The organism is Bacillus sp. AR4-2 (genome assembly GCF_008274865.1).
GTDB lineage: Bacteria > Bacillota > Bacilli > Bacillales > Bacillaceae_G > Bacillus_A > Bacillus_A cereus.
Map to the genome: position 1 here is coordinate 43893 of NZ_CP031063.1, position 25561 is coordinate 69453.

Here is a 25561-nt window from a genome sequence, read left to right on the forward strand (position 1 = left end):
CTGGAAGGAGAATAAGGTATGGGGAAATCACCAAGTATCATACTAACATCTCAATATACCATCCCAAACAAAAAGAGTTTTACAACGTATGTAGATTATTGCATGAGACAAAAGGCACTTTTAAAAGAGGGACATACCTTAACAAATACAGAATTAACCGAACTGAGTCGATTGCAAAACGCAATTGACTCTTTTGATATGGAGAGGGGAAGTCCTCATTCTAATCAAAAGAAAGTGAGTGTATCTGAAAAAGAAGCTGAAGCAAAAGTACTTTTAACTTCTCCGAACAGCTTTAATACCACGACTGACTTTGAAAAGTATGTTAGCTATATGGGGAGAAAATATGCGCTAGAAAGCAAAAAGAAAATGACCAAAACAGAAGAAGAAGAGGTGTCATTGCTTACTAAACATATAGAAGATTTGTCCCCTGAACAAATGCAGGAGAAGATAGAAGCAGAAGAAATTTTGTCGGGTGTCTTCTCAAAAAACAAAAATGTCATTACCTCCGCTGATTTAAATGAAATAAAAGAGTTGGTGGGAAAAGCACAAAATAAAGGTTCGGTTTATTATCAAGATGTTATTTCATTTGATGCAGAATTTTTAATTGAACAGAAACTATATGATCCTGTAACGGACGTATTAGATGAAAATCGGATACGAAATGCAAGTCATAAGATGATGGAACAACTATTCAAAGATGAACAAATTGAAGAGAATAATGGCTTTTGGTTTGCATCTATTCATCGGAATACAGAACATATTCACATTCATTTTGGAACAGTAGAAAAAGAAAATAGAAGAAAATTGGTTGAAGTGAAAGTGGATGGAGAAGTTTTTTATGAGCCAAAAGGGAAACGAAAACAAAGTACATTAGATCATATGAAAACCACTTTTGCGAATTCCCTCGTAGATCGTACAAGTGAGTTGAGTCGAATCTCGAATCTAAGAAATGACTTAGTACAAGAAGTCAAAAAGGAGTATTTACAATCAAAAGATAAGCAACCAAATAGGGAAGTTACTTTATTACAAGAGATATACAACGGGTTGCCTAGTAACAAAAAAGATTGGACATATGGCAGCAGAAGAATGCCGAATGAAACAAGAAATAACATTGATGAACTGACAGGATTGTTAATGAAAGACAATCCGATTTTTAAGGAGTATCAGGAAGCTGTAGAAAAAGAATCTAGTTTTCAGAAGGGTTTATATGGAGAATCGGAACGGGAAGAAAAGGATTACGCAAAGAATCAAATGAAAGATATACAGAAGCGTATGGGTAATTCCTTACTAAAAGAACTGAAGAAGAAGAAACCATATGAGGATAATCCGTTGTATCAGTTTCAGCAAAAAAATGAACAGATTAAAAAGAAATATGAAAGGGGGCGGTCGAAAAAAAGAAGAGGATACACTACATATTCTCCATACAAACCGCCATTAATTCGAAAAAAGGATGTACGAAATATTGAAGCAGCGTTGAACGATGATTTAACGAAATGGCGAGCAGAACAAGAGTATGAACGAGTACAAGAACGAATTGCAAGACAACAAGAAATGGATTATTAATCTAAAGAAAACCAATAGAACTTATTTTATAGGAGGATTTAAAGTGGAGAAAAAAGTGTATTATTCCATCGTATCAAGTACAAGATTTAGCCGTAACGAAGAAAATAGAACCATTATAGAAGAGAATATAAAGAAAGGAGAAAACCATTTTTTAATTAGAAATGATGATTATGGTGAGTGCTTTGAGGTGAATTTTGAGAAGAATATAACTGAAGCAGAAAATGAAAACTGGATATTGGAAGCGGTTATTGATTTTGCTAAAAAATATAGAATTACAGAATTTGAAATGTGGAAAAAACATGAGGGTGATTCTACATATGATAAAGGATTTGGAATTGTGATAGAAGGTTCGATGGATAATCCAATTCTAAAATTTAAGGAAGTGTATTCAGGCTCTTTAGACGATTGGAATATAACTTGGGGCAAAGGAAAACAAATTTACGAAAAAATATACTTCAAATTAGCTCTGTGATAATGGAAAGGTAGTGTGTAATATGTCTCAAAATAATTTTTATATGGTTGAACATGTAGACCAAGTAAAGAATGAGGTTCATCTAAGTAAGTATTTATTTAATAAACAAGTTATTGTAAAAGTTTCTGAAGAAGAAGCGGCAGCCTATGCCGATTTTATGGATGGAGCAGCGGAACATGATAGTTTACCATTTGTGAAATATGATGAAGAGCGAGGGATAATTTGCGAATGACTTACACTAAAAAGAAATATACACCTAAGACAAAAGAGCAAATTAAAGAAGAAACACAAGAAATCATGGACAAGGTTCTTACCGATATTACGAAGTACTATCAATCCACTGAAGATATGATCGAGTTGGCTGAATTCATGGCGAAGTTTAGTAATTATTCTCCTAAAAACATGCAGTTGATTAGGTCACAATTTGAAAGTGCGTATGCATGTGCGAATTTTAAAGCGTTTAAAGATGCTGGATTCCATGTGAATAAGGGTGAAAAAGCAATGAAGGTTTTTCATCCCTATATAAAGGAATATGTGAGAGATCCAAAGACAAAATTAGCAATTCCGCTAAAAAATTTAACAGAGGAACAAAAGAAACAGGTGAAAAGTGGAGAATTAAAAGTAGAAAAGCAAACAAGTTATTACTTGAAAGCTACAGCGTTTGATATTTCGCAAACAAATGCTACACCTGAGGATTTGCCTAAAATATTCCCGAATCGTCAGTTTGATTTTGAAGCGACAGAGGAAAACAAAGAGCTGTTAAAGTTAGGTATTCAGGCATTAGCTGAAAAAGAAAATATTAAAATTAAAGATATGGGACAAGGTGCATTGATTAAAGAATTAGGAACTATACATGGCGCATATGTTGAAGTAGCAGATTCATCTTTTGCTCAAATTGTAATGAATACAAGGAACACTGAGACGAAAGAGTTGTCAGTTGCAATCCATGAATTAGCTCATGCGAAGTTACATGGTAACAAGACAGGTCAGTTAAATCATGCTCCTACAGAAGAGTTTGAAGCGGAGCTAACATCTTATATTGTGTGTAAGCATTATGGTATGGATACGAGCGAAGCAGCTGTTCCATATATCGCTCAATGGACAAAAAACGGACAGGATATAGAAGAGAAAGATAAATCAATCATGCGTGTTCATGAAACCGCAAGTGGCTTTATAAATACAATTGATAAGAAGATTTCTGAATTGCAAAGAGAAAGAGAAAAGAATAGGGAACAAGATAAAGGAGACATAAAAGGTCAATCTCATTCTGAGGAACAACAGAATAAGGTTGACCATTTTTTATCTAATAAAACGGAAAAAGATGTAGATGCAGCCACTATAAAACAGCAAGAAGCAAGAAAAATGGCACGTATTGCATACATGCAACAAATGGAGAGATAAAAGGACGCCTTAATAGGTGTTCTTTTTTATTTTAAATTTCAACTAATAAGGAGAGAGAAAAAATGATAGATAACCATGAAGTAGTAACAGCCATTCAACAAAAAACAGCTCTAGAAATTGAAGAGAAATTAGGTATTGATTTAGATAAACACTGGGAGAATTACGGAATTCAACTGTCTGAAGACAATCGAGTAATCGAAGAAATTCAACCTGATATGCGTTTGAGTTTAGGGGAATTATTATCTGTTGTAAATAGATGGGGAACGGAAAAAGAAATGGATAGATTCAATCAAATTGCAGATTACCTTGAACCGTATTATGAAGCTGAACTTATTCAAGGAGAATTTTATGATACGCCAATTGCAAAAGTTTCAACAGATAGACAACAAAATATGAAAGTGGAGTGTCTATCTGAATATGTATCAGACAGTGATATTGAGTTCGATTTTAACCACTCTGTATTTGAAGCTGTTAATCATATCAACCAATCAATTGCTAAATCACACAACGAAGTTATGAATGGTGATGTGGAGTATCAAGGGCTTTATCCAGTAAATGAAGATATGGTTATTTATTGCGAATCGACAGGGAAGCCATTGCAGCAGGATGAAGCTGCTTATCACTTTGAAGGATATGGCTATGTGGTGGAAGAAGAGGTGAGTCCTGAAGAGTTAGAGGGCAAGGATGCTTATTATACAACAATTGGTTACGAAGATGTTGAAGAAAAGCGAATTGCTCCTATTCGATATATTGAGGAAAAGAAGATTGAAGATGGAGAGATTCGTTTCAATCCAGTAGAAGAGATTGTAAATGACCATAAAATTGAAGCTGAAGAAGTCTTTCAAATGGAATCCGCTAAAACAGTTAGTTCGGTGATGAAAGGGCATGGCGCTATAGTGGTACAAGAATCAAAAACTACCCCTGAAGTTGCAAAGCGATATGTTGGGAAGGATACAGTCCATGAGGAAGAACAACAGCAAATATTGCAAACAAGAGAACAGGCAAGAAAACATTATATGATGAGACACATGCTTGGTCGTGATTATTAATATAAGAAAGTGGGATAACCAATGAAGTATAAAACGCATCTTACAACAAGTCTAGCGGTCGCCCTGCCTGTCTTGGCATCAACGGGCAACCTTACGGTTGGGAATGTGATAGCGGTTAGTTTTGGGGCTTTGTTGCCTGACATAGATGAACAACATTCATGGATTGGTAGAAGAACCCGTGGAGTATCAGATTTAATGAATACGGTATTTGGTCATAGAGGAATCACTCATTCACTATTTGGTTTAGTGCTTGTGCTGATTCCTATTTTATTTGCAGTCGGAATGACACCATTGTCCTTTACGAATGGGATGTGCATCCTTGCAGGATACTTTCTACATCTAGTAGAAGACAGTTTCTCTAAAAAAGGGATTAAGTGGCTGCTGCCATTATCCAATAGAAATTTTCAAAGCGGATTCCATATTTTTTACTACAGCTATAACGGTATAGCGGAAAAAATGATTCTAATGATTAGTACGATCGTAGTCATTTATGAACTGTATTCGTATGGAATGGCAAGTATTCAACTTGGATCTTCCGGTATTTTAGAATCCTTTAAAGCTTTATTTAGTTAAGGCAGAACAAATACAAATATAAATAAATCGAAAAAGACCATGTGAAAAATGCATGGTCTTTTTTTATGGAGGAATTTTCATGGAACAACAAAAGAAGAATACCAAAAGATATACGGAAGAAGAAATTGAAAAGGCAACATCTCTTGATATTGTGGATTATTGTATGCAAAACGATATCCCCGTAAAGTCTGACAGTGAACGTTATTACCGTTTGGCGGAACACGATAGCTTAATCATTGATAGGAAGAAAAATCAATTCTACTGGAACAGTAGAGGGGTTAACGGGAATATAATTAAGTTTGTACAGGAGGTAGAAGATGCTTCGTTCCCTGGGGCGTTGCAGCGATTACTGGACGGAGAACAGGACTATGAAAAAGCTTCAGAGGTTACATTTGTGAGTGAACCTTATGATTGTGACCATTTTGCAAAAAAAGAAGTACCTCAATTCGATAGAGCAAGGGAATATCTGACTGAGGAAAGAAAGATTGATCCGCAAGTTGTAGATGCATTGCATAAAAAAGGACTGATTAAACAAGATAAGTACAACAATGTATTGTTCCTTTGGAAAGACCGTGAAACGGGAGCGGTAATGGGTGGATCAGAGCAAGGAGTTGTAAAATCGGATAAATACAAACGTGGGGCGTGGAAAAGTATACAAAAAAACTCTACGGCTAACTATGGTTTTAATGTATTAAATGGTGAACCACGAAATCTTAAGTTCTTCGAATCATCAATTGATTTGTTGAGTTATGCATCGCTACATAAACATGATCTTAAAGATACGCATTTGGTTAGTATGGAAGGACTGAAACCGCAGGTTGTATTTAATTATTATATGAAGAGTCAAGAGCGAATTGGTGATGTTCCTGACAGTCTTTCTTTATGTGTAGACAATGACAAAGCAGGTAAAGTGTTTGCGGAACGATTGATACATTTTCGATATGAAAAGAATGATGGAAGCATAGTTGCATTTAAGCCCGAGTATCCGCAAGCACCGTCAGAAGAACAAAAATGGGATTGGAATGATGAGTGTAAACGTGTAGCTAAACAACATGAGCAAGGAAAAGAGACAGAGAAAACTGGATTTCAACAAGAGAACGCTATAGATAATAATCCAAGTGATCGAGATCAATACAGAAGATTAGCTTATATGCAGCAGATGGGCAGAGAAAGATGAGTTTTGATTTAAAAAATCAAAACGGTTGATTTCTTTGAGGGATATGCATATAATAAATGTATATAATAAGGGTAGCCTTACTTTAGTAGGCGCTAAAAAATTGGTGTTATCTCTACCGTAGTGAGTGTAAAAGTAAGTTTATATATTTTTAGCTAAGGCTGAAATTTGGAGAGCCCATACCGTAAGTTGGGACCGATAAATTTGGAGAGTCCATGCCGTAAGTTGGAACCGATAAATTTGGAGAACCCATGCCGTAAGTTGGGACGATAAGTAAAAAAGAACCTATTTGTAATAGGTTCTTTTTTACTTTGTAAGTTAAGGGGAATATTTATGAAGATATATATAGTGAAAGATAAATACATTAACCATTTGCAAAAAAATGAACCGAATAATAAAGTTATGTTTAATAAACCAGAAAAACATCCTAGACCATATGTAGGCGTTGTATTAAATATGAATGAATATAATTACTTTGTTCCAATGAGTTCAGCAAAAGAGGATAGAGGGAGAAATTTAAACAGCCGTGTAAATACAGCAATTAAAGATGGGGATGTTATATTGGCAAATTTAAAGTTTAATAACATGATACCAGTCCCGAAAAGTCAATTGAGTGAACTAGATATTAAAGAAATATTGATTAAAGAACCACAGTATGGTCGGCTTTTAGAAAAGGAAAGACAATTTATAAAAAAGAATGTGGATAATGTACACAAAAAAGCACATTCAGTTTATACAAAGGTAGTTGATAAAAAGCTACCATTTTTCAAAAATCTCTGTATTGACTTTAAAGAAATGGAAAAAAGTCATGACAGTTTTGTTGAGCAAGAAATGCATCGGAAAAGACAAGCTATATTAAAGATGCGACAACAAGAAAGATAATTAAATAGTAGAAATAAAAAGAGCGACATAGCGATATGTTGCTCTTTTTGTTTTTTACAAAAAAATATAAATGAGAGGAAGTAATACATATGACTACATTAATTATTGCAGAGAAACCATCACAAGCAAAAGCATATACAGAAGCATTCCCGAAAGTGGAGAAGAAGGATGGATACTTTTCCATTGCGCCTTGTTCCTTAATGCCGAATGGAGCGAATATCACATGGGGATACGGGCATTTAGTTGAACTGAAAGCACCACAAGATTATAAAGCAGAGTGGGAAAAATGGGATATGTCACAATTGCCAATCTTACCGGAGCGCTACGGATATAAAGTGTCAGCGGATAAAAGAAGGCAGTTCAACGTTGTAAAAAAATTAATGAAGGAAGCAGATTGTATTACAATCGCAACAGATATTGATAGAGAGGGAGAAGCAATCGCACGTTTAATCATTCAAGAAGCAGGCTGTTCTTCTAAAAAAATGAAACGCCTTTGGATCAACAGCTTAGAAGTGGATGAAATTAAAAAGGGATTTCAGAACCTGAAGGAAGGTGCGGAGTTTGAGAGTATGTTTGCTGAAGCACAGGCTCGTCAAATTAGTGACTGGGCAATTGGTATGAATGCAAGCCGATTATATACGCTTTTATTACGTCAAAAAGGCGTACAAGGTGTTTACAGTGTAGGGCGTGTTCAGACTCCTGTTTTATGTCTTATTAATCAACGGCAGCAGGACATTAAACACTTTAAGCCATCCCCTTTCTTTGAACTAGAAGGGCAATTTAAAGGGATGAATGGAACGTATAAAGGAAGATACAAAGAGCGATTCCAAACGAAAAATGAAGTGGCATTGCTACTGAAGAAACATCAGCTGTCTGAAGGAGGGAATCAGCAAGGTGCGGTTAAATCCGTGGAAGTAAAGCCGAAGAAACAAGAAGCGCCAAAGTTGTTCTCTCTTTCTTCCCTACAGGCTTTAGCAAATAAAAAGTACAAGTATTCACCTGCTGATACGCTGAAAATTGTTCAAGAACTATATGAAGCAAAACTCGTAACATATCCACGAACAGATTGTAATTACATTACAGAAAACGAATTTGCTTATTTAGTCCAAAACCTAGAGGGATATCAATCTCTTGTAGGAGTATCTTTTCAAGCTCCAACGCTAGAACCAAATAAACGCTACGTTGATAATCAAAAAGTACAGGAGCACTATGCCGTTATAGCGACTAAAAATGTTCCTTCGAAACAAAAGGTGGATCAATTAACGGACAAGCAGCGCAACTTGTATATGGAAGTGTTAAAAAGTGTGTTAGGCATGTTCTATGCACCTTACGAATATGAAGAAACGATTATTACAACAGATATGAATGGATTGGAGTTTACGACAAAAGGAAAAGCGGAAAAAGCATTAGGATGGAAAGAACTTTATAAAACAGATCAACCAAGCGAAGAAGAGAGCGAAGACAGGGAATCCCTCCTTCCTGTAGTACAAAAAGGCGAACTTGTACAAGGGAAGATACAAACAAAAGAAGGCATTACAACACCACCAAAGCCTTATACAGAGGGACAACTCATTACTTTAATGAAAACATGCGGCGCTTCAGTAGAAGATGAAGAAAGTAAAAGCATCCTAAAAGAAGTAGAAGGACTTGGTACGGAAGCAACACGAGCTGGCATTATTGAAACGCTCAAAAAACAAGAATATATAGAAGTGAAAAAGAATAAGGTCACTGTTACACCGAAAGGTGAAATTCTTTGCGAAGCCGTGGGCGGAACGTTATTAGCGAAGCCTGAAATGACAGCGCAATGGGAAGGGTATTTGCGTAAAATCGGGAAGAAACAAGGCTCTAAAGAGGTGTTTGTTGCGAAGACAGGAGAATTCACGAAGCAGCTGATTGTAAACGCTACGAAGTCAATTGGTGAGCTTCAGATAGATAGCAAAGTACAAGAAATGAAGACAAAGGATTCCGTAGGGAAATGCCCGAAATGTGGCAAAGAGATAGCAAATCGTAAGACTTTTTATGGCTGTACAGGTTATAAGGAAGGGTGCAAGTTCTCTCTTCCAAGTGAATTTTTAACAAAGAAAATAAGCGAAGCAAACGTTAAGAAACTATTAACGGGTAAGAAAACGGGATTGATTAAAGGAATGAAAGGGAAATCAGGAAAAGAATTTGATGCGTATTTGAAGCTGGATTCTAGCGGAAAAATCACATTTGAATTTGCAAGTAAGAAATAAGGGGTGAGAAATAAACAAAAAAACTGCAACAGTAGTTGCAGTTTTTCGTTTATAGTGAGTTAAAGAATGTTTCTACTAGTGTAGATGTTCCAATAATTAGAGAAATGATTTTTTCGAAGTTACATGAAAAATCGATTTCTAAATCATTTTCACTTTTTTTGAGATTAAACTTTATCATGGTATCACCTGCCTGTTGTTAAACAGATAACTAAGCAAGCCTATACTCTATATGTTGTCTCTTGATTTCTAAAATAATTTTACTAAATTAATTTATATTAGTCAATAAAATCTAACATTTATTTCTATATGTAGATTGATTTTGGGCGATATACCTCCGCATATAGATTAAATGTTTTTGAGTTAGGAAGTTTTAATGTATTAAGAAGTGCATTTTTATTTCGAAATATAGAACCGTAATACGTAAGGGGAGAAGAAAGTTGAATGTAAAAAGAGTAGTAGAAAAGGGAAAATGGGTGTTAATGACGACTGGACTAGCTATTGTGTCCAGTCTCTTTTTTTCCTATATAAAGGGCTATTTTGGAATTGATACAGGCAATGCAGAACAGGTAAATGCAAAAGTAGAATTGAATATCTTCTATCTAATTGTCCCGCTATTAATAGCACCTGTGATTGAGGAATGGATTTTTAGAAGGTTTCTGCCTTTAGGAATAGGAACACTATTTGAGCGGATTAATCGTACAACAGCAATTATCATCGCTAATGGTATCTTTGCAGCCGTGCATTTTGATTGGTTCTTCTTCCCTTACTTTGTAAATGGTTGTTTATATGCATGGAGTTATGAAAAAACTAGGGATATAAAAGCACCAATAATAGCACATGTTTTATTTAATTCTTTTGTATTTTTGGCTACAACTTTCTAACTGATTTTACACATGTGTAAATGTGTAAATGTACACATGTGTAATATGGAAGAATATGAAGCGTGCGAAGAATATGAGGGAGGTTATGAAGAACGTTATACATGTGAGTATTGTGGGGAAGGTTTCATGGAAGGGGCATATAACAATCTAATCTGTGATATCTGCGCAATAGAGCAGGGGCATTTAGACTAAATATATAATTTAAAAAGCGCTATAACATAACGTTATAGCGCTTTTTTATTTGGATTTTAATATTTTATTTATCTAAGAAACCAGAAGGTCTACATATTTTTCATATGTAAATAAATACTATTAATAATTACAGTGTTTATGGAGGTAATTTATATGCCATCTATTATTGAAGGTTTAAATTGGCAAAGAATTATGGAAGCTGGTGCTAGTGGTTTTGGTTCTTCAGTTGCTGAAGTAGTAATCAAAGGAATGTTTCCAGATAGTAACAACACGGAAAAGCTCTTGAGTCAAGCAGTTGGGGAAATTTGTGATAGAGTAAAAAAAGTCGTAGATCAAGCCTTTATAAATGAATATGTAGCTGATTGTAATAGTATTGCTAGTCGATTAGCAGCTTATCCTGATTCACGTGATGTAACCATTCTACAATCCGTATTTAATGAAGGTTCTAATTTAATTTATCGCCTGAGAAATTTTGATACCTTTGAGAGTATAGTTACTGAAAATTATATTTGTACCTTACATCTTATGGCTGTAAAGGCTCTTTCTGAATACAAGGATGAGCAACATGATTATTCTGGATATAAAGATACACTAAAACGCTTAGGAAGAGAATATGCCGATTGGTGTGAACCACGTAGTGAGCGGTTAAATGATTTTGCAAGAGTTAGTGTGAGTGGTGTAACTCATTCCCCTTTTTTTGCAAAATCAGATAGCGAACCTTATATGATAAGCCCTAAGCATTCTGATTCAGATATACCAAAACTAAGTTTCGCATATGTTTTTTATGATCTTTGGCATACTGGTGAAGATCAGAGTCTTCATAATTATTCCTTAACATTTGAATTGACTAATCCTAAATGGTATTATTGGGAGCATTTTGGAATGTGGAGTGTTACCCTTAATGAGGAAGGAAAAAAAGCTCCCGAATTTATTCAAGCATCTCAAAAAGCATACAAGGAAGCGACTGACCTTAGAAATGATTTTTTAAATGATAGATTAAATATTACAAATGCCATGAAGGAGAGTGTTTTATCCGCTTGTAAAACATGGAGGAAATTATAAATTAGTAATTATACAAAGAAACTAAATTGTGTATTACTTTATAAAATTTTAAGCTAACAAGAGATTGTATAATTCAATCTCTTGTTTTTCATTTGTTACGATTATAATTATAACAGTAGATTATTTTTTGTTTTTCTCTATTTCAATCATTTGGATTTGGAAAATATCACTATCCGTTATACCTAATACTTGCATTTCAGCTTTTAGTGAGCACCAAGATTCAATTTTAATAGATTTAGTGGTACCATTGTGGATTTGAAATAAAGTTTAATCGTTTATAACAAAGCTTAACTGTTTATAAAAAACATGTACCGTTTTGATTAAAGTTTTTTATAAAAATCTCATATGTAACTAAAAATGATAGGTTCTAGGGATTGAAATAATAGCTTCCATAACTTGTATTTTAGTCCATGAGCCCCTTTTTGTATAGGGATATGCAAGAGCATAGAAAGTTAGAAAAAGAAGTATATGGTATTATTTATAGTGATATTATGATATATAAATTTACTTTATAGAAAGGGAGTGCGTCTGGGTGAGTGTAAAACTTAACTTCGCCTTGTGTGGAACGAATATCGTACATATTGAAGATAGACTATATAAAAATATTAATTATAGGTGTCCACACTGTCATGAAGACGTAATTTTTAAAAAAGGGAATAAAAGAGAACATCACTTTAGTCATAAACCTGGAAGCAATTGTACTATATCTCGTGAAACCCTCTTACATTTCGAAGCGAAGCATTTTCTTGTTAATAAGATAAATAAAGAAGAAGACATAAAGCTTAAAATTGATTTGAGTTATTTTAAAAAGAAATACAAAGTATTTTTAAGGGCCATTAATATAGATTCTTACGAAATATCATTATTAGAAATGTTGAAGTTCTACAAAAAGAGTATTGCAAAAGTTGAGCAATGGGTAGGGGATTCTATAGCTGACATTGTGGTAAAAGACGAATATGACAATTCTCAACCTTTTGTAATAGAGGTTTATGTAACACATGCAAACGAAGATGTGAAAGTTCAATATTTTGATGAAGAAGATATACCGTTTATAGAAGTAATTCCAACCAGAAAGAATAGTGAATTCATATTCGAGGTATCTGATGCTTCTATTTCTAAGTATGTTGATTATATATCTTCAAAAATTTCATCGTCTGCAGCTGATATTAGTTACAACATATTTAAAGATGAATTGATTGATATAGCTAGAGAAGACTTAACAGATGAAATATTGCTTCAATACAAACAACAAGCAATTTCTGAGGTCGAGGAAGCAATAAAGAATATAAATTACCGTTACTATATTAATGGAGAAATTTATAAAAAAATGAATAGTGTTGAAGCTAAATCCTATATGAGTATTGAATCTAGCCGAGAAGAATTAATTGATATATCTTATAAAAGTTCTTCTCAATCTAAAGATAAACATTCTAGAGATAAATACTTGATGGTGAACGACCGTTATTTCTTATCTAACGAACAAAATTTATTATATTCATTAATATATGAAATACAGGACCATTACCAGGTTGAAGCTATTGTAGGTGGTTGGGAACATACCAAAAAGAAAAAAGTAATAGGTTTTAATATATTAATGCCTAATAGTAAAATTGTAGTAGAAGAAATGAATAGAATACTAAATAATATGTTATCTACAATCAAAAGGGGATGGATAAATAATTAATTTTATACATTGGATGTGATTATATATAATAAAGGAAATTCGTCTTATTTAAAGGAGTAGTTCATATGTTAGACGATGATAAATTTGATAATAGTCTTAAAGCTGTTCTAGTAAACAATTCGCTATTACCACTTGAATCAAATCCATACTGGCTCAATTTTGAAATGAATTATAAATATAATGAAAAAGAAAAGCACACCAATGATCTACCTCTTAGAAAGAAGATAGGGAAATTTGTTCCTAAGAATAAACGAGGATTATATATATTTGTTGACCCTATTACTGAAGAAGTTTTATATGTTGGTGAAGGTTGGATACGTGATAGATTGCATGAACATGTTAAAAAGCTTTATGAGGAAAACATAAGGCCTAGAAATATTTTCTTTAAATCAATTCAAGGCGATGTACGAATATATTGGACTGAATGTGTAGACTATCATAGAAGAATCGCAATTGAAGGCGCCCTGCAATGTGTACTCAAACCTCGTTACAGAAGAGATAATTGTTAAATAAAAACTATATTTTATACAAAGGGGAGAAAATGCAGAAATGGAAGAGAGGAAACATCAAATTAATAATGATTTTCTAATCAAGAACAAACATAAGTTTTTTCCGCAAGGGATTAATGCGAATAAACAAATGCAGGAAGCACTCCAGAAAATTGCAGAACTAAGTACGCATTTGTTAGAATCAATTAACGTCTCCTTACGACCTGTAATTGATATAGATTGGGAAGAGTTTGAGAGGAAAGAAAAGAAATCCGCTGAAAGTTTAGGGAGAAGAGGATGGACTCTCCCAATGAACATGACTCCAGGAGAAACTATTGGGATATCAGAAATCGAAGGTCAAGATGAATTAGACTCAACTTTCTTATCGTTTTACTCAAAAGAAGAAGAATTTCAATTTATAAAAACACAAATTCTTGAACATGAATTGACTAAAGAGTGGGAAGTGCTCCTCACACAATGCTTTGAGAGTTATGAAAATGGCAATTATTTAATTGTTATTCCTAATCTATTTATTATTATTGAAAACATCTCCCATATTCTCATTTCACCAAGATATCAAAAATATTTAAATCCAAATCAAAAAAGAAAACCACCTCTAAGAGATCAATATAAAAAAGTAAAGAAAGAAGTCGAAACCGATAGGACATATATAATATGCTACATTTCTGTTGCAGAGTATTTAAATTGTGTATTTAAAAGTGGGAATTTCGATAAAAGACCAGCTCGCTTGCCGATTATAAATCGAGATTGGGTATTGCATGGAAGAGATTATCCATGTAATTGGAAACAAGTAGACGCTTTGAGATTATTTAATGCTCTATCTACAATAATAGAATTAGATTTCTTACTAGAAGATTTAGAAAAAGAAGAAGCTGAAGTCGAAACTATTAAATAAAAGTTTAATTTTAAACAAAGGTTAATAAAATAGTCAAAAAACTAGATAATTAGAAATGTATATAAAAAGATCACTTGTCTTAGAAACAGGTGATCTTTTTATTAGATCAATTGCTACTTGCCAAAAGCAGGTAGTTGTTATCCTATTCATATGTTCAGTAAATATTATAACACAATTCTTTTCGTTAAAGTGACAACATAGCGCTATGTTGCCACTTTTATTATTTAGTAAGGGAGTTAACTGTTATAATGATTCAATTGTTTGGTTTGTTAAGACGACGGCTTTTTAATCAGTTTCTTTTAACAATGGTATTATTTTAGATAACTGTTCTAAAACATATTCTAAATTCTTCTGCTTAGTGTTTAAACCAAAGCTAAATCGAATTGAACCATAATTAGTTGTATCAGAACCTATTGCTTTTAGAACGTGGGATGTTTTGTTTCTTCTAGAACTACAAGCAGAACTAGTTGAAACACTTATACCAAGTTTATTTAAATTTTTTAAAAGAGCTCCACTATCTACTCTATGGAAACCTATATTTAAATTGTTCGGAATTCGTGCGTCTAATGAACCATTTATGATTAATTCAGGATCTATTTGTATAAGATTCTCTAAAAAAAAGTTTCTTAAGCTCGTTATTCTTTTGTTTTCACTTTCCATTTCATCATGAGCTAATTCTGAAGCTTTTGCTAAAGCAAGAATTGAAGTAATGTTTTCCGTTCCTGAACGAAGGCCAAATTCATGTCCACCGCCATGAATTTGTGGTACTAAAGAGAGACCATTTTCAATATAAAGCCCGCCTATGCCTTTTGGTGCATATATTTTATGTCCAGAAAATGAAAGTAATGATATCCCCATTTTTTTAGGATTTAAATATATTTTCCCAAAAGCTTGAACAGCATCAACCATGAAATAAATATTATTTTTTTTGCAAATATAACCAATTTCGCTTATTGAGTTAATTGTCCCTATTTCATTATTAACTGCCATAATAGACACAAGGAATGTGTTCTTATTAATAGCTTTTTCAACTGAGTCTGGGGATATTTTTCCCTCTTTATTAACATCCAAATAGGTTACTTCGAACCCTAAAGTTTCCAAATACTTCATTGTTTCTAATATTGAATTATGCTCAATTTTACTTGTAATTATATGTCCGCCTCTCTTAAGCCTGTTAAATGCTATGCCTTTTAGCGCGAGGTTATTTGACTCAGAACCAGAACTGGTGAAAATAATCTCTTCTGGTTCTACAAATAAATTTGATGCAATTTGCTTTTTTGCTTTCATTATTCGATCAGTTAAATACTTACCTTGTACTGTGTTACTACTTGGATTTTCAAAATCCTCATTTCTATTATATTCTTCTTTTAACAGTTTTTTAACCTCAGGTCTTAAATAGGTTGTTGCGTTATAGTCTAAATAAACCTCTCTAAAATCCTGTGGATCTATATCTAAACAAGAATTACATTTTTTTGACGTAGTGTCATTATTCTCAGTAGTGCTATTTATTTCGGTATATAGATAGTCTTTATATTTTTTTTGGAACTTTCTTTTTTTCTCAAAATAATATCGGTTCTCTTCTATTTTTTTAAGCACTCCATTAGTTTTTTCTAAAAATTCTTCTAAATCGAAAACAATATCTTTTACCTTCAAAGAAGGATTATTGACTAAACAGTTTAGAAGAAATGGAGTATCTTTACTTATAATAAGGTTATTTAAATAGGTATGATCTAAGACGGAAGAAAATAATACATCATTCCCTAACGGTCTTTTAATACCAATTAATTTTTTGAATTTCATTGTGTATGGTTCTAATTCAAATGTAGTACTCTCTCTTAACATTTTTAAATCCACCCTTATTAATCGTATGTATTGTTTAACTTGCTCTGAGTATACTGTAGAGCTATTTTGAAGTAGTAATCCAAAATGGCTCTACAATATCAAATTTTATTTTGCACAATCAGGTTTAGGTTTTAAATCAACGGCAGCATTATAGGTTTCTATTCTGCAAGGACCTGGGGGATGTGCACAAGAAAAACCTGCTTCTTCACCTGGAGTATACGCGACTTTGAAAAATTCACTTAATTGTTCAATAGCTTTTTCCATTATATTTATATAAAATTCTCCAAACCATACACGTCTCATTACATCTCTGGCTCCATAAAAATCAGCTTGTCCTTCACATGAGAGCCCATTAGAAGAAACAGGATCTCCTCCATAATGATGACCTATTTCATGTGCTAAAACCAGTGCAATACCTTCAATTTCTAATTCTTTACTTCTTACAAGTCCACCTTTTAGTTGTACATATCTTTTTCCACTATCTATCCAAGCGAATGCATTAACCACTTCACTATCCCAATCTAAAAGGAAATTGATGTCCGGGTAGTATGCTTCATATTGTTTAATGAGATATTCTGCCCAGGCTCTGGAATTAGGATCAGTGAAACCTCTAAAAGATCCAGTTTTCTTATATCTACTTGCATCGTCATCTGCAAGGAAAGTTGATGCATGAGAAGGCGGTTCTATAATTTGATTTTTATGTGATGGAATAAACAAATCATCATTAATTTTATCTACTGTTCCATATTTATTTTTATACTCTTTTGTACCCACAGTTAGATCATTTGTTTCTACAAAATTATCAGTATTAAGAGCTTCTTGACTCTGATAATAAATCTGTAAATTATAATCTCCACAAACTATGCCATTTGCTAGAATTAAATGACCTTCTAGATTGCTTGAAGGTTTTTCTGTAGCTGTTGCAATATGATGAAACCCTCCATAGAAATCTCCTATATCCACACCATTAATTTTCACCTTATTACCATTTTGATCGATCAAATAATCTTCTGGAGTTAATTTATCTGCTCTTTTTAACTTTTTATTTTCCATTAAAAATAAGGAATCCGGAGTAACAATGAAGTGTTGATTATCTCCATAATCAATATAAACTGTTAATGGTTGCCTGCTTTTACCTATTGTCCCTTGACTAAATACTACTTTTTTTTGATGCCATTTTAAATCCAATCCAGCTGCATAGACGTAATCTCCCTCTTGTATCTCCTGAATAGCTTTAATTTCATTTTCTGAGATGAAGATGGGAGTATTTAAAGCAAAACAAGAACACTTACAAGTACAGATTCCTTGACTATCTCTTGTTAATACGGGATGCCCGATAGCCCAGCCTTCTTGTTTACATACCTCATTGATTTCTGCGTCTGCACCACTACAATGAGCAGATTCACATTCTCTAACCATTTATACATCTCTCCTTTTAAAGAATATAAGGATATTAAATTCCCAAATATTAAGTTGTCTAAAACTATCTCAAAATTTATATTGCTAATAATTTGGGTATCACTTTCTATCCAAATTTATTAATTCCCTTATCCCTTAGTAATATTCATAATTATTTATTGAAGCTTATTTCTTAAACTTTTTTAACTAAATCTATAAGTGTGTATGCTGTGGTCGGTTGGTTTTAATATTTCAGTGTTTCTAAATGGTGAAAACAAACATGATGAAGATATATCAGGACTAGGAAAGGTTAAAGGATTAATGGTAAAGTAGAAATATAAATTATAGACAAAAGGGGATTATTCATGGAGATTGATTGGACAATAATATTCTCAATTGGGGGAGCATTTGGTGCAGCATCAACAGCACAATATGTTTCACATCGTTTAACTGGTAAAAGAGAGGATCAAAAATATAAAAAAGAGAAATATCAAAAGTTTTATTCGCCGTTAGTGTTTAAAATAATTAAGTATATTGAAGCTGAGGGTTCTAAAATTAGTAAGATTAATCGGAGTATTAATCCCGATCCAGATCTGATTTTTGCTAGTATTATTACCTCAGTAGAAGAAAATATTCAGTACGCAAATTCTGATTTTATCAGAATATATGAAGAAACTAAAACGTTAGAGATGATTGCTAATTCAGATGATGATGATGATGACCCAAGAAGAGATTTTTTGGATTATAGGAAATTCGATAGTTATTTAAATGCCTTTGAACAATTTTTTACTGATTATTTAATAATAAGTAAAGATTTAAAGATTTTGTCTAGTAAACTTGAGGAAGAAGTAAAGCAGTCAATAGCAATAATAAAACTTTATAATTTGTTTGATAAGTATAGTTTTCTGGATACAGCTGAAGTGTTATTCGCTTTTGGAAAATTTATTGTTAATCAAGGAAACATAGATATATTTATTAAAAAGTTAAATGATGTGGAGGAGATTACAGATAGTAATTTCAAACCCTATAAACAAACGGGAGATTCAATTCATAACGATTGTTTCGATGAATTATTCGCCTTGTTACAAGAAATAGTGGAATTGGATAATAGATTATTTAAATACACTGAAATTTCTGTTAAAGATGCGTTGCACGAGGACATCGCACTCATGAATTGGAGAATGAAAAGAAGAATTAATATTAGTAGAATAGATAATTTTAACTTCTGATATATATCATGACTTTGTAGTTATATGGGTGGAGTTGTGAAGAAACAATAAGCCCGACAGTGTCGATTATGGGGCATATTCTGTTGGTATTTATTTTTACAAGTATGTGTTGGTGTAATAGAGGGGTAAAACGCTTAAAAGAGCTTCTGTTTGAAGCTCTTTTCTATTTTGTCTATTGTAATCAAATTTGAGTTTTGTCATAAAATCTGTAATATAGCGCTATGTTACTTTTGGTTTGAATCTATTTTTATCATTTGAATTTGAAAGATGTCACTGTCTTTTATACCCAGGATTCGATTTTGATAGATTTAGTAGTCCTATCTCGTAAAGTATATTGATGGATATAATATGATTCCTCATTTTTTTTCATTATTAAACCTTTATTTTCATTTAATTTATCACTTTTTTGTAGATGTGTAAAAATTATATATTAAGTGAAGAGTGTGAGTCTGTATTTACTGTGGCTCGTTTATAAGTAATCGTAATATCTTTTTAAGGATAAATTAGATATAAATCCTATTTGCTGCATGATTTGTTCAGGCGTATTATTGTTTTCAATGTTTCTTAAAATATAGGAATTTCGAAAATGCTGAGCAGAAATCCCTTTTCGAAGATTAGCTCGTTTTACTTCTAAACGAATCATTTTTTGAACAGAGATTTCACTTAAAAATTTTGGTTGATTATCGTCATAGCTCCAATGATATGTCCTACGAGTAAAGTCAAAAGCAACAAATAAGGCATCATTACTGTGATATTTAGGGCGTACAGGTTCAGGAATAGTTTTATAGTAATTGTATAAGTGTAGTTTATCTTCTTCCTTCAAATGGATGGTTCTATTCACTTTTGAGTCTTCAGGAATCGATAAAGTGTTACTTTCGAAATGAACGTGCACCATTCGTAAAGAAGCAAGCTCTTTTAAAGAGAGGCCATAATTCAGGAGTAATGTAATGGTAGAAATATTTCGCTCTAAGATCAATGGGCGTGTTAATCGTTGTTTTTCTGTAAGGCCTTCTAGTGAAGAAATGACTTCTTTTAAGCGCTTCCCTTCCTGGAAAGAAACAAAATCCTCCCTACGTAGCGTTCGATCAGGTGGATCTATCTGAATAACTCCTTCAATGGGGCTTGGTAAATCTAAGTATTCGTACAACCTATTTAAAACAATATATATGCGGTGTATAGTTTTATCAGAGTACTTACGATTGTTTTTTAAATAAGTAAAAAAGCTTCGAAATCTTTTTTGTGTAGTGATTCCCAAACATTATTCTCGTTAACCTTTTTTGATAGATGCAGCCATTGAATAAAACTTTCTACATCATAAATATATCGTTTAATAGTTGAAGGTTTTCTTCCCTTACTTAATAAATAAGAGGAGAAGCCTTGTATTGTGTCTTGGATTTCTTGCATGAATACAGTCTCCCCTACTTTTAATGTTTAGTGCCATTTAAAATCCTTATTTTGAGTGAATTTCAAGCTTGTTTTTCTAGTTCCTTCTATTATAAATGTTATCCACCTTTTTTTCGTTCTCATATCTCTTAACGAGTCGATAAAATGTAGTGGATGGGATATTGGATTTTTCCATGGCGTTTCTAGCTGTGATTTTCCCCTCTTTCCACTCTTTATAAGCATTTTTAAATTCTTGTGTAATTTCTTTCTGTGGTCTACCTAAATGCTTCCCTTGAGCTTTTGCTAAAGTGATTCCTTCAGCTTGTCGTTGTTTGATATCTAGGCGCTCTTTTTCAGCAAAAGCTGATAGGATGGTTGCAGTTGCCTTTCGTACAGCACTTTGAATAATATCATTTGTGGCGTTTCCATTATAAGTTACGTTGATAAATGGTTCTTTTAGAAATTCTAAATTTATCTTATTTTCCTCGTAATATCTAAACTCTTCTAAAATATCATTCATGGTTCTTCCAAGCATTGTTAATGAATCAAAGACAATTGTGTCACCAGTGCGAACCATGTGTTTCATTATTTGGTATTTTTCTCTATGCATATTACTTCCTGTTTCTTTATCGATAAAAATATCCCGTTCGTCAATTCCAATATTTCTCATGTTAACAATTTGGCGTTCCTCATTTTGATCTTTACTTGAAACACGAACATATCCAAATTTCTTGCTAGTCATAATAATTTCAACCTTCCTAAAAAACAATCTTTTTCCAATCTATTTGGCTACAATTATATCAAAAGTGAACCGAAAGGTATATGTTGATTATGGAATGTTCCGAAAGTGTAAATATGATGTTTTGGAACACTGTTTTTATTCGATTTCACACCATTCCAAAAGGTGTACCTTTTAGTACACATAAAAAGAAGAATCTTCAATTCGATTCTTCTTTTATAATACTTATAAAATGTAATATAAAAAAGGAAATCTAAAAAAGATTTCCTTTTTTGTTACTAATTGTATTTGAATAAAAGGTCATTAAAAAAATTAATATGCAACTTGTATTTTAAATTTTCTGTCGAACACTAATTTATATTGTTAATGCACATAATATTAAGTGTATTTTGGAGTTGCCTGACATTAAATTTATTTCACTATTACTGGTGCACTATTCTTCGGTCCATCGACAGGATGAACAGTAAAATAAACTTTATATTGTGCTCCACCACCGGTAAACATTTTTGATTCGAATTTATAAAGTATTCCACGAGCATTTGAATCAATTGCTCGTGCAGCGAGTACAATCATTTGTTTAGCGGTAATTTGTAAAGTTTCATGTCCAAGAACATCATCGTCTGTATCAAGTAACTTATTTATTTCTACTGCGATAAGTGGCACTATTTCTGGTAGTATGAATTCAGCAACATCAGCTATTTCCTCCCCTTTCCCAAATAAATCCCTTTGTCTAATTTCATCGACAAGCTTTTCCATTGCAAGACGGACACCATACTCAACAGCTTGATAGTAAACGTTTGGGTCACCATAATCATGTTCCATCATTAAAGTGCTAATATTCATACCAAGTGGTTTGCCCCTGAATATTTCAACCCAAGGCATACTTTCTATGCTAGAAGATTGGTAGGGATAAGGTAGATTTGTTGCCGTTCTTACTTCTCCATCATCTACATCATCATAAATTATGCTCCTAAACGTTAGATTACTTGATGGTGATACTACTCCTAAAACTACATACGGCTCATCCTCAGTAGATCCTTGATCCCAGTCAGTCTCACCATAACACACTATTCCTGTATAATGAACCTGAACATCATTTAAAGCAATTGCTCCGGTGTCAGGCCACCAATATACATTGCCGAATTCAAAAGTACTTACCCTTCCTTCTTGTGCAAACGGTGCTTCATCTGAAGTTGGGAAACCTAACCATCCATTAGCATTATCGGTTGATTCATAGTATGCATTAATATCTCCATATACCCACGCAGGTTGTTTCCCTCTTTTATAATAGATAGCACCATATTTGTATCTAATTCGATACCCTTCTCCTGATGTATTATTTGGATGTCCAACTTTTTCAATTTTAGAAACTGCTTTACCGGGCGCTCCTTTTAAATTCTTCCAATGCTTGTCGATTTCAATAGCAGCACTGATTGTTTCAATATCAAGATTCGGTAACACTTTAACTATAGAAAAATTAACTGGCATTATCTCCTTAACTATAGAAAATTTTGAAATTGGCATTATTTTTCTCCCTTCCATTTTTCAATTGTTATAAACAATATGCCCACGACTATTCCAATATATACCAAGTTCTAATATGTGAAGCGTTAGTGTTTGAAAATTATGTTGATTTATAAAACAAGGGAGGTATCGGGGTGTGAATCCCTAAAAATCCTAGTTACTTATTGCGCTCAAAATAATTTAAAACAATATATATATCGTAATGAATTATGAAAATTATAAGTAGAGGTTAATAGAGAAGAATGTAGGATTCTTACATATTAAGTATTATTTATATCTAAATATAATTTATTATACTTCGATGAATTTATTGTTATAGCTAACTATAGGGCGTGAAAATCTCTTAAACTATAAAATTCTCATTCAAGAATTTAGATTTTTGAACTGTAATGTATTTTATTGTTTGTAACACCTTTTAATTACATATTTTCCATATTTTTAGTGAAATGCAAGTGCATGGGGAATTAACAAATATAGAATGGATGTTATTTTTCAAACGCCTTTTCTAGAATTTGTTTCTATTATTTTTGACTTGTCATTTGATAGTGCAAGACATAGCAACGTTCTAGTACGAGGTAGATATGATAAGTGCGAATTTCATAGGAATGAACTGCTTATTATATTTTGACATTCAAATAATGTCCAAAAAAATATAAGAGGTGATTCGGATGAAAAAGAAAAAATCTAGTAAAGTAAGTAAGAATTATAACAGAATGAGAGAAATGAAGAGAGGAAGTGAGAAGAGTCATTTCAATAAAACTAAGGTTTCAATCAAATTTGGAAATAAGTTTTCATTTGTACTTGAAAAATGGACAAGGATTGGTCTGAAGGCTGGGTTACATATTACGTTACATGTGGTACGTATTTTAATGAAATATTTTCTATTAAGCTAGGAAAAAAGACCCTAAATAGGGTCTTTTTTTTGTCGTAGGCTCTTGTTTGTTACTTATAAGTGACGTATATTTTTAATGCATGTTACTTATAAGTCACGAAAGGGGCGGTTTGGATGTTATTTATGCTAGATGAAATTATGACACCTAGAGAAGCGTGTGATCGTTGGGGGGTTACACAAGAAGCATTGAGAATGAAGTTGAAGAGGGGGAAAGATAGTAAATTAGTTGATGAATTGATTAGAGAAGGTAAATTAAAATACTACAAACCTGAAGAGAAGCAGCGTGGAGAATGGATTTTAACAGCAGAAGCAATGAATATTCTTTATCCTAAAAATAATAGAAGAGATTAATAATTTATATAATATGTTATTTCTTTTATCCATATTTACTATGCTATAATATTCCAGTGATAATATTTATGGGGGGGTGTTCTTTTGACTAATCAAGTCCTTTTAAAAGATTTATTCATTGGAAGTATAGATGGAGAGACAGAAGCCTCTCGTGGCGACTTTGAGCAATTGTTTTACACAAAAAATAGCAAATTCGATGAAATTATGCGCCCTGAGAAATTTATAATATCTGGTCGTAAAGGAACAGGTAAAACAATATTAGCAAAGTACGTCCATAAAAAGGTTAATGAAAAGCCAGATAGCTATTGTAAAATTTTCACCAAAAATGATTATGTATTAAGGAAATTAATAGATACGCAATTTCGTGAGATGAAGCCAGAAGAACTATCTATTTTTTGGAAATGGACACTGTTATATCAAATTAGCGATACTTTAAATAAAAAAGTAGGACTACGAAAAAAAATACCTTTTACAGCAGAATATAAGTTAGCTCAATTTTTAAAAAATATCTATCCTGACGATATATTTAAAGTTAAGGATGTAAATAAAAGCTTAGGAATAAAAAATTCATTAAAAGGTGATGCGAAAAAGAAAGGGTTAAGCGAGCTTGCCGTAACTGCAGCACACGAAAATACAGCCCAAGTCTCCACTAATTACTTAACGAAGGAATATTTCGAATTAATAAGCCAGTTGGAAGAGTTGCTTTATAACTGTTTGAGAAAAGAAAAAGAAAAAGAAATTGTACTTATTTATGACGATTTGGATGAATTAGATGAGAAGTTTGGCGATGATTCTAAACATTATCAAACCTTAATCTCTATGCTTGAAACTATTAAAGATTTAAACATTATGTTTAAATCTTTAAGTAAAAAAAGTACTAAAATAGTTGTGTTATTGCGTAGTGATATTATTGATGAAATACATAAACACTCAAGTAATTCAAATAAATTAGTGACCGAAAGTGAAGTAAACCTTTATTGGATAGAAAAAAGGTCTAAAAAACGTGAGGAACACCCATTAATGGAAATGATTTTGAATAAAGTTCAAAAATCAGCAGAGCCTTATTCTTCTATGAATAAAGCTCAACTATATAGAATGTTATTCCCAAGAAAAATAAATAATAAAGATACTATTGTGTATCTTTTAGATTATAGTTTAGGTCGCCCCAGGGATATTATCAGGCACTTAAATTTAGTAATAGAAGATAGTCCTGAAGGTACTAACTTTGATCCTGCGGCGTTTAGGAATTGTGCTCAAAAATATTCAAAATGGTTTTATGACGAGCTTCAAAATGAAATTAGTATTCATAAGAATAGAGAAATGCTTCGAGAAGGTTTGCAACTGATAAATGATATGAAAAAGATAACATTTACTTACGATTTAATAGAAGCTCATTTTACACAAAAAAAGGAGCATTATGCTAATATTGAAGACTTGAAAGAAACTATAGGTCATCTGTATAAATTGGGGGTAATAGGTAATTCGTGGAAGCATAAAAACTCTGACAATTACCACTTCTCTTGGGGTTATCGGGATGATGCAAGTAATGATCCGAACTTTTCACAAACCTTTGTTGTTCATTCGGGTTTAAGAAATTATTTCTCTATATAAAAAAAGAAGTACCAAAAATGG

22 protein-coding genes and 1 pseudogene are annotated in these 25561 nt (G+C 32.6%); 18 read left to right on the top strand and 5 right to left on the bottom strand.

What is annotated here, in order from left to right:
• The first annotated feature begins 18 nt into the window (after window positions 1–18).
• The 14 genes from mobP2 (at window position 19) to DN399_RS27400 (ending at window position 14571) form a co-directional block, all read left to right on the top strand.
• Window positions 19–1563: a MobP2 family relaxase gene (gene mobP2, locus DN399_RS27335; protein ID WP_149150148.1), complete on the top strand. Its 1545-nt coding sequence runs from the start codon at window positions 19–21 to the stop codon at window positions 1561–1563.
• 43 nt (window positions 1564–1606) lie between these two features.
• Window positions 1607–2035: a DUF5514 family protein gene (locus DN399_RS27340; protein ID WP_149150149.1), complete on the top strand. Its 429-nt coding sequence runs from the start codon at window positions 1607–1609 to the stop codon at window positions 2033–2035.
• A gap of 22 nt (window positions 2036–2057) precedes the next feature.
• Window positions 2058–2267 (top strand): DUF5511 family protein, encoded by a 210-nt coding sequence (locus tag DN399_RS27345; protein ID WP_149150150.1) that lies wholly within the window; start codon window positions 2058–2060, stop codon window positions 2265–2267.
• On the top strand, window positions 2264–3436 hold the full coding sequence (locus DN399_RS27350; protein ID WP_149150151.1) for an ArdC-like ssDNA-binding domain-containing protein: 1173 nt from the start codon (window positions 2264–2266) through the stop codon (window positions 3434–3436). Before DN399_RS27345 ends, DN399_RS27350 begins: the two co-directional genes overlap by 4 nt.
• A gap of 62 nt (window positions 3437–3498) precedes the next feature.
• Entirely contained in the window at window positions 3499–4485 is a 987-nt protein-coding gene (locus tag DN399_RS27355) for a hypothetical protein (protein WP_149150152.1), read from the top strand.
• A 21-nt stretch (window positions 4486–4506) separates the two neighbouring features.
• Window positions 4507–5058 (top strand): metal-dependent hydrolase, encoded by a 552-nt coding sequence (locus DN399_RS27360; protein WP_149150153.1) that lies wholly within the window; start codon window positions 4507–4509, stop codon window positions 5056–5058.
• A gap of 79 nt (window positions 5059–5137) precedes the next feature.
• Complete coding sequence (locus tag DN399_RS27365) at window positions 5138–6235, top strand: DUF3991 and TOPRIM domain-containing protein (protein WP_149150204.1); 1098 nt, start codon at window positions 5138–5140, stop codon at window positions 6233–6235.
• Between the two features lie 330 nt (window positions 6236–6565).
• A complete protein-coding gene (locus DN399_RS27370; RefSeq protein WP_089172360.1) occupies window positions 6566–7114 on the top strand; it encodes a type III toxin-antitoxin system ToxN/AbiQ family toxin in 549 nt (182 codons plus the stop codon).
• A gap of 89 nt (window positions 7115–7203) precedes the next feature.
• Window positions 7204–9348 (top strand): type IA DNA topoisomerase, encoded by a 2145-nt coding sequence (locus DN399_RS27375; protein ID WP_149150154.1) that lies wholly within the window; start codon window positions 7204–7206, stop codon window positions 9346–9348.
• Window positions 9349–9785: 437 nt separating this feature from the next.
• Window positions 9786–10229: a CPBP family intramembrane glutamic endopeptidase gene (locus DN399_RS27380; protein WP_149150155.1), complete on the top strand. Its 444-nt coding sequence runs from the start codon at window positions 9786–9788 to the stop codon at window positions 10227–10229.
• Window positions 10230–10574: 345 nt separating this feature from the next.
• Complete coding sequence (locus tag DN399_RS27385; protein WP_149150156.1) at window positions 10575–11483, top strand: hypothetical protein; 909 nt, start codon at window positions 10575–10577, stop codon at window positions 11481–11483.
• Window positions 11484–12015: 532 nt separating this feature from the next.
• Window positions 12016–13167, top strand: coding sequence for a competence protein CoiA family protein (locus DN399_RS27390; RefSeq protein ID WP_149150157.1), 1152 nt, complete (start codon window positions 12016–12018; stop codon window positions 13165–13167).
• Window positions 13168–13232: 65 nt separating this feature from the next.
• On the top strand, window positions 13233–13676 hold the full coding sequence (locus DN399_RS27395; RefSeq protein WP_149150158.1) for a GIY-YIG nuclease family protein: 444 nt from the start codon (window positions 13233–13235) through the stop codon (window positions 13674–13676).
• Between the two features lie 40 nt (window positions 13677–13716).
• Window positions 13717–14571 carry a hypothetical protein gene (locus DN399_RS27400; protein ID WP_149150159.1) on the top strand — a complete coding sequence of 285 codons (855 nt, stop codon included), beginning with the start codon at window positions 13717–13719 and terminating at the stop codon, window positions 14569–14571.
• 285 nt (window positions 14572–14856) lie between these two features.
• Here the strand turns inward: DN399_RS27400 and DN399_RS27405 are convergent, their stop codons facing one another.
• Entirely contained in the window at window positions 14857–16413 is a 1557-nt protein-coding gene (locus DN399_RS27405; protein ID WP_149150160.1) for a cysteine desulfurase family protein, read from the bottom strand.
• A gap of 105 nt (window positions 16414–16518) precedes the next feature.
• Window positions 16519–17832: a M48 family metalloprotease gene (locus tag DN399_RS27410; RefSeq protein ID WP_149150161.1), complete on the bottom strand. Its 1314-nt coding sequence runs from the start codon at window positions 17830–17832 to the stop codon at window positions 16519–16521.
• 344 nt (window positions 17833–18176) lie between these two features.
• On the opposite strand from DN399_RS27410, the gene DN399_RS27415 reads away from it, so the two are divergent.
• Window positions 18177–19040 (top strand): hypothetical protein, encoded by an 864-nt coding sequence (locus DN399_RS27415; RefSeq protein ID WP_149150162.1) that lies wholly within the window; start codon window positions 18177–18179, stop codon window positions 19038–19040.
• A 423-nt stretch (window positions 19041–19463) separates the two neighbouring features.
• Here DN399_RS27415 and DN399_RS27420 read toward each other — a convergent pair.
• The 3 genes and pseudogenes from DN399_RS27420 to DN399_RS27430 all read right to left on the bottom strand — a co-directional run bounded on the left by DN399_RS27420 (window position 19464) and on the right by DN399_RS27430 (window position 22686).
• Window positions 19464–20444, bottom strand: a pseudogene (locus tag DN399_RS27420) (tyrosine-type recombinase/integrase).
• Window positions 20445–20520: 76 nt separating this feature from the next.
• Window positions 20521–21165 carry a recombinase family protein gene (locus DN399_RS27425; protein ID WP_149150163.1) on the bottom strand — a complete coding sequence of 215 codons (645 nt, stop codon included), beginning with the start codon at window positions 21163–21165 and terminating at the stop codon, window positions 20521–20523.
• Between the two features lie 408 nt (window positions 21166–21573).
• Window positions 21574–22686, bottom strand: coding sequence for an LGFP repeat-containing protein (locus DN399_RS27430; protein ID WP_179953542.1), 1113 nt, complete (start codon window positions 22684–22686; stop codon window positions 21574–21576).
• A gap of 668 nt (window positions 22687–23354) precedes the next feature.
• Between DN399_RS27430 and DN399_RS27435 the strand changes: the two genes are divergently transcribed.
• The 3 genes from DN399_RS27435 (at window position 23355) to DN399_RS27445 (ending at window position 25540) form a co-directional block, all read left to right on the top strand.
• Window positions 23355–23579 (top strand): hypothetical protein, encoded by a 225-nt coding sequence (locus DN399_RS27435; protein WP_149150165.1) that lies wholly within the window; start codon window positions 23355–23357, stop codon window positions 23577–23579.
• Between the two features lie 113 nt (window positions 23580–23692).
• The gene (locus DN399_RS27440) at window positions 23693–23929 is read left to right on the top strand and encodes a helix-turn-helix domain-containing protein (RefSeq protein WP_149150166.1); all 237 of its coding nucleotides are present in this window, start codon (window positions 23693–23695) and stop codon (window positions 23927–23929) included.
• A gap of 84 nt (window positions 23930–24013) precedes the next feature.
• On the top strand, window positions 24014–25540 hold the full coding sequence (locus tag DN399_RS27445) for a P-loop ATPase, Sll1717 family (RefSeq protein ID WP_149150167.1): 1527 nt from the start codon (window positions 24014–24016) through the stop codon (window positions 25538–25540).
• Window positions 25541–25561 lie beyond the last annotated feature (21 nt).

What these genes read in the sequence shown, in the direction of transcription:
- mobP2 (WP_149150148.1), top strand. Translation starts at nt 19, where the DNA reads ATGGGGAAATCACCAAGTATCATACTAACATCTCAATATACCATCCCA.
- DN399_RS27345 (WP_149150150.1), top strand. Translation starts at nt 2,058, where the DNA reads ATGTCTCAAAATAATTTTTATATGGTTGAACATGTAGACCAAGTAAAG.
- DN399_RS27350 (WP_149150151.1), top strand. Translation starts at nt 2,264, where the DNA reads ATGACTTACACTAAAAAGAAATATACACCTAAGACAAAAGAGCAAATT.
- DN399_RS27355 (WP_149150152.1), top strand. Translation starts at nt 3,499, where the DNA reads ATGATAGATAACCATGAAGTAGTAACAGCCATTCAACAAAAAACAGCT.
- DN399_RS27360 (WP_149150153.1), top strand. Translation starts at nt 4,507, where the DNA reads ATGAAGTATAAAACGCATCTTACAACAAGTCTAGCGGTCGCCCTGCCT.
- DN399_RS27365 (WP_149150204.1), top strand. Translation starts at nt 5,138, where the DNA reads ATGGAACAACAAAAGAAGAATACCAAAAGATATACGGAAGAAGAAATT.
- DN399_RS27370 (WP_089172360.1), top strand. Translation starts at nt 6,566, where the DNA reads ATGAAGATATATATAGTGAAAGATAAATACATTAACCATTTGCAAAAA.
- DN399_RS27375 (WP_149150154.1), top strand. Translation starts at nt 7,204, where the DNA reads ATGACTACATTAATTATTGCAGAGAAACCATCACAAGCAAAAGCATAT.
- DN399_RS27385 (WP_149150156.1), top strand. Translation starts at nt 10,575, where the DNA reads ATGCCATCTATTATTGAAGGTTTAAATTGGCAAAGAATTATGGAAGCT.
- DN399_RS27395 (WP_149150158.1), top strand. Translation starts at nt 13,233, where the DNA reads ATGTTAGACGATGATAAATTTGATAATAGTCTTAAAGCTGTTCTAGTA.
- DN399_RS27400 (WP_149150159.1), top strand. Translation starts at nt 13,717, where the DNA reads ATGGAAGAGAGGAAACATCAAATTAATAATGATTTTCTAATCAAGAAC.
- DN399_RS27405 (WP_149150160.1), bottom strand. Translation starts at nt 16,413, where the DNA reads ATGTTAAGAGAGAGTACTACATTTGAATTAGAACCATACACAATGAAA.
- DN399_RS27410 (WP_149150161.1), bottom strand. Translation starts at nt 17,832, where the DNA reads ATGGTTAGAGAATGTGAATCTGCTCATTGTAGTGGTGCAGACGCAGAA.
- DN399_RS27415 (WP_149150162.1), top strand. Translation starts at nt 18,177, where the DNA reads ATGGAGATTGATTGGACAATAATATTCTCAATTGGGGGAGCATTTGGT.
- DN399_RS27425 (WP_149150163.1), bottom strand. Translation starts at nt 21,165, where the DNA reads ATGACTAGCAAGAAATTTGGATATGTTCGTGTTTCAAGTAAAGATCAA.
- DN399_RS27430 (WP_179953542.1), bottom strand. Translation starts at nt 22,686, where the DNA reads ATGCCAATTTCAAAATTTTCTATAGTTAAGGAGATAATGCCAGTTAAT.
- DN399_RS27435 (WP_149150165.1), top strand. Translation starts at nt 23,355, where the DNA reads ATGAAAAAGAAAAAATCTAGTAAAGTAAGTAAGAATTATAACAGAATG.
- DN399_RS27440 (WP_149150166.1), top strand. Translation starts at nt 23,693, where the DNA reads ATGTTATTTATGCTAGATGAAATTATGACACCTAGAGAAGCGTGTGAT.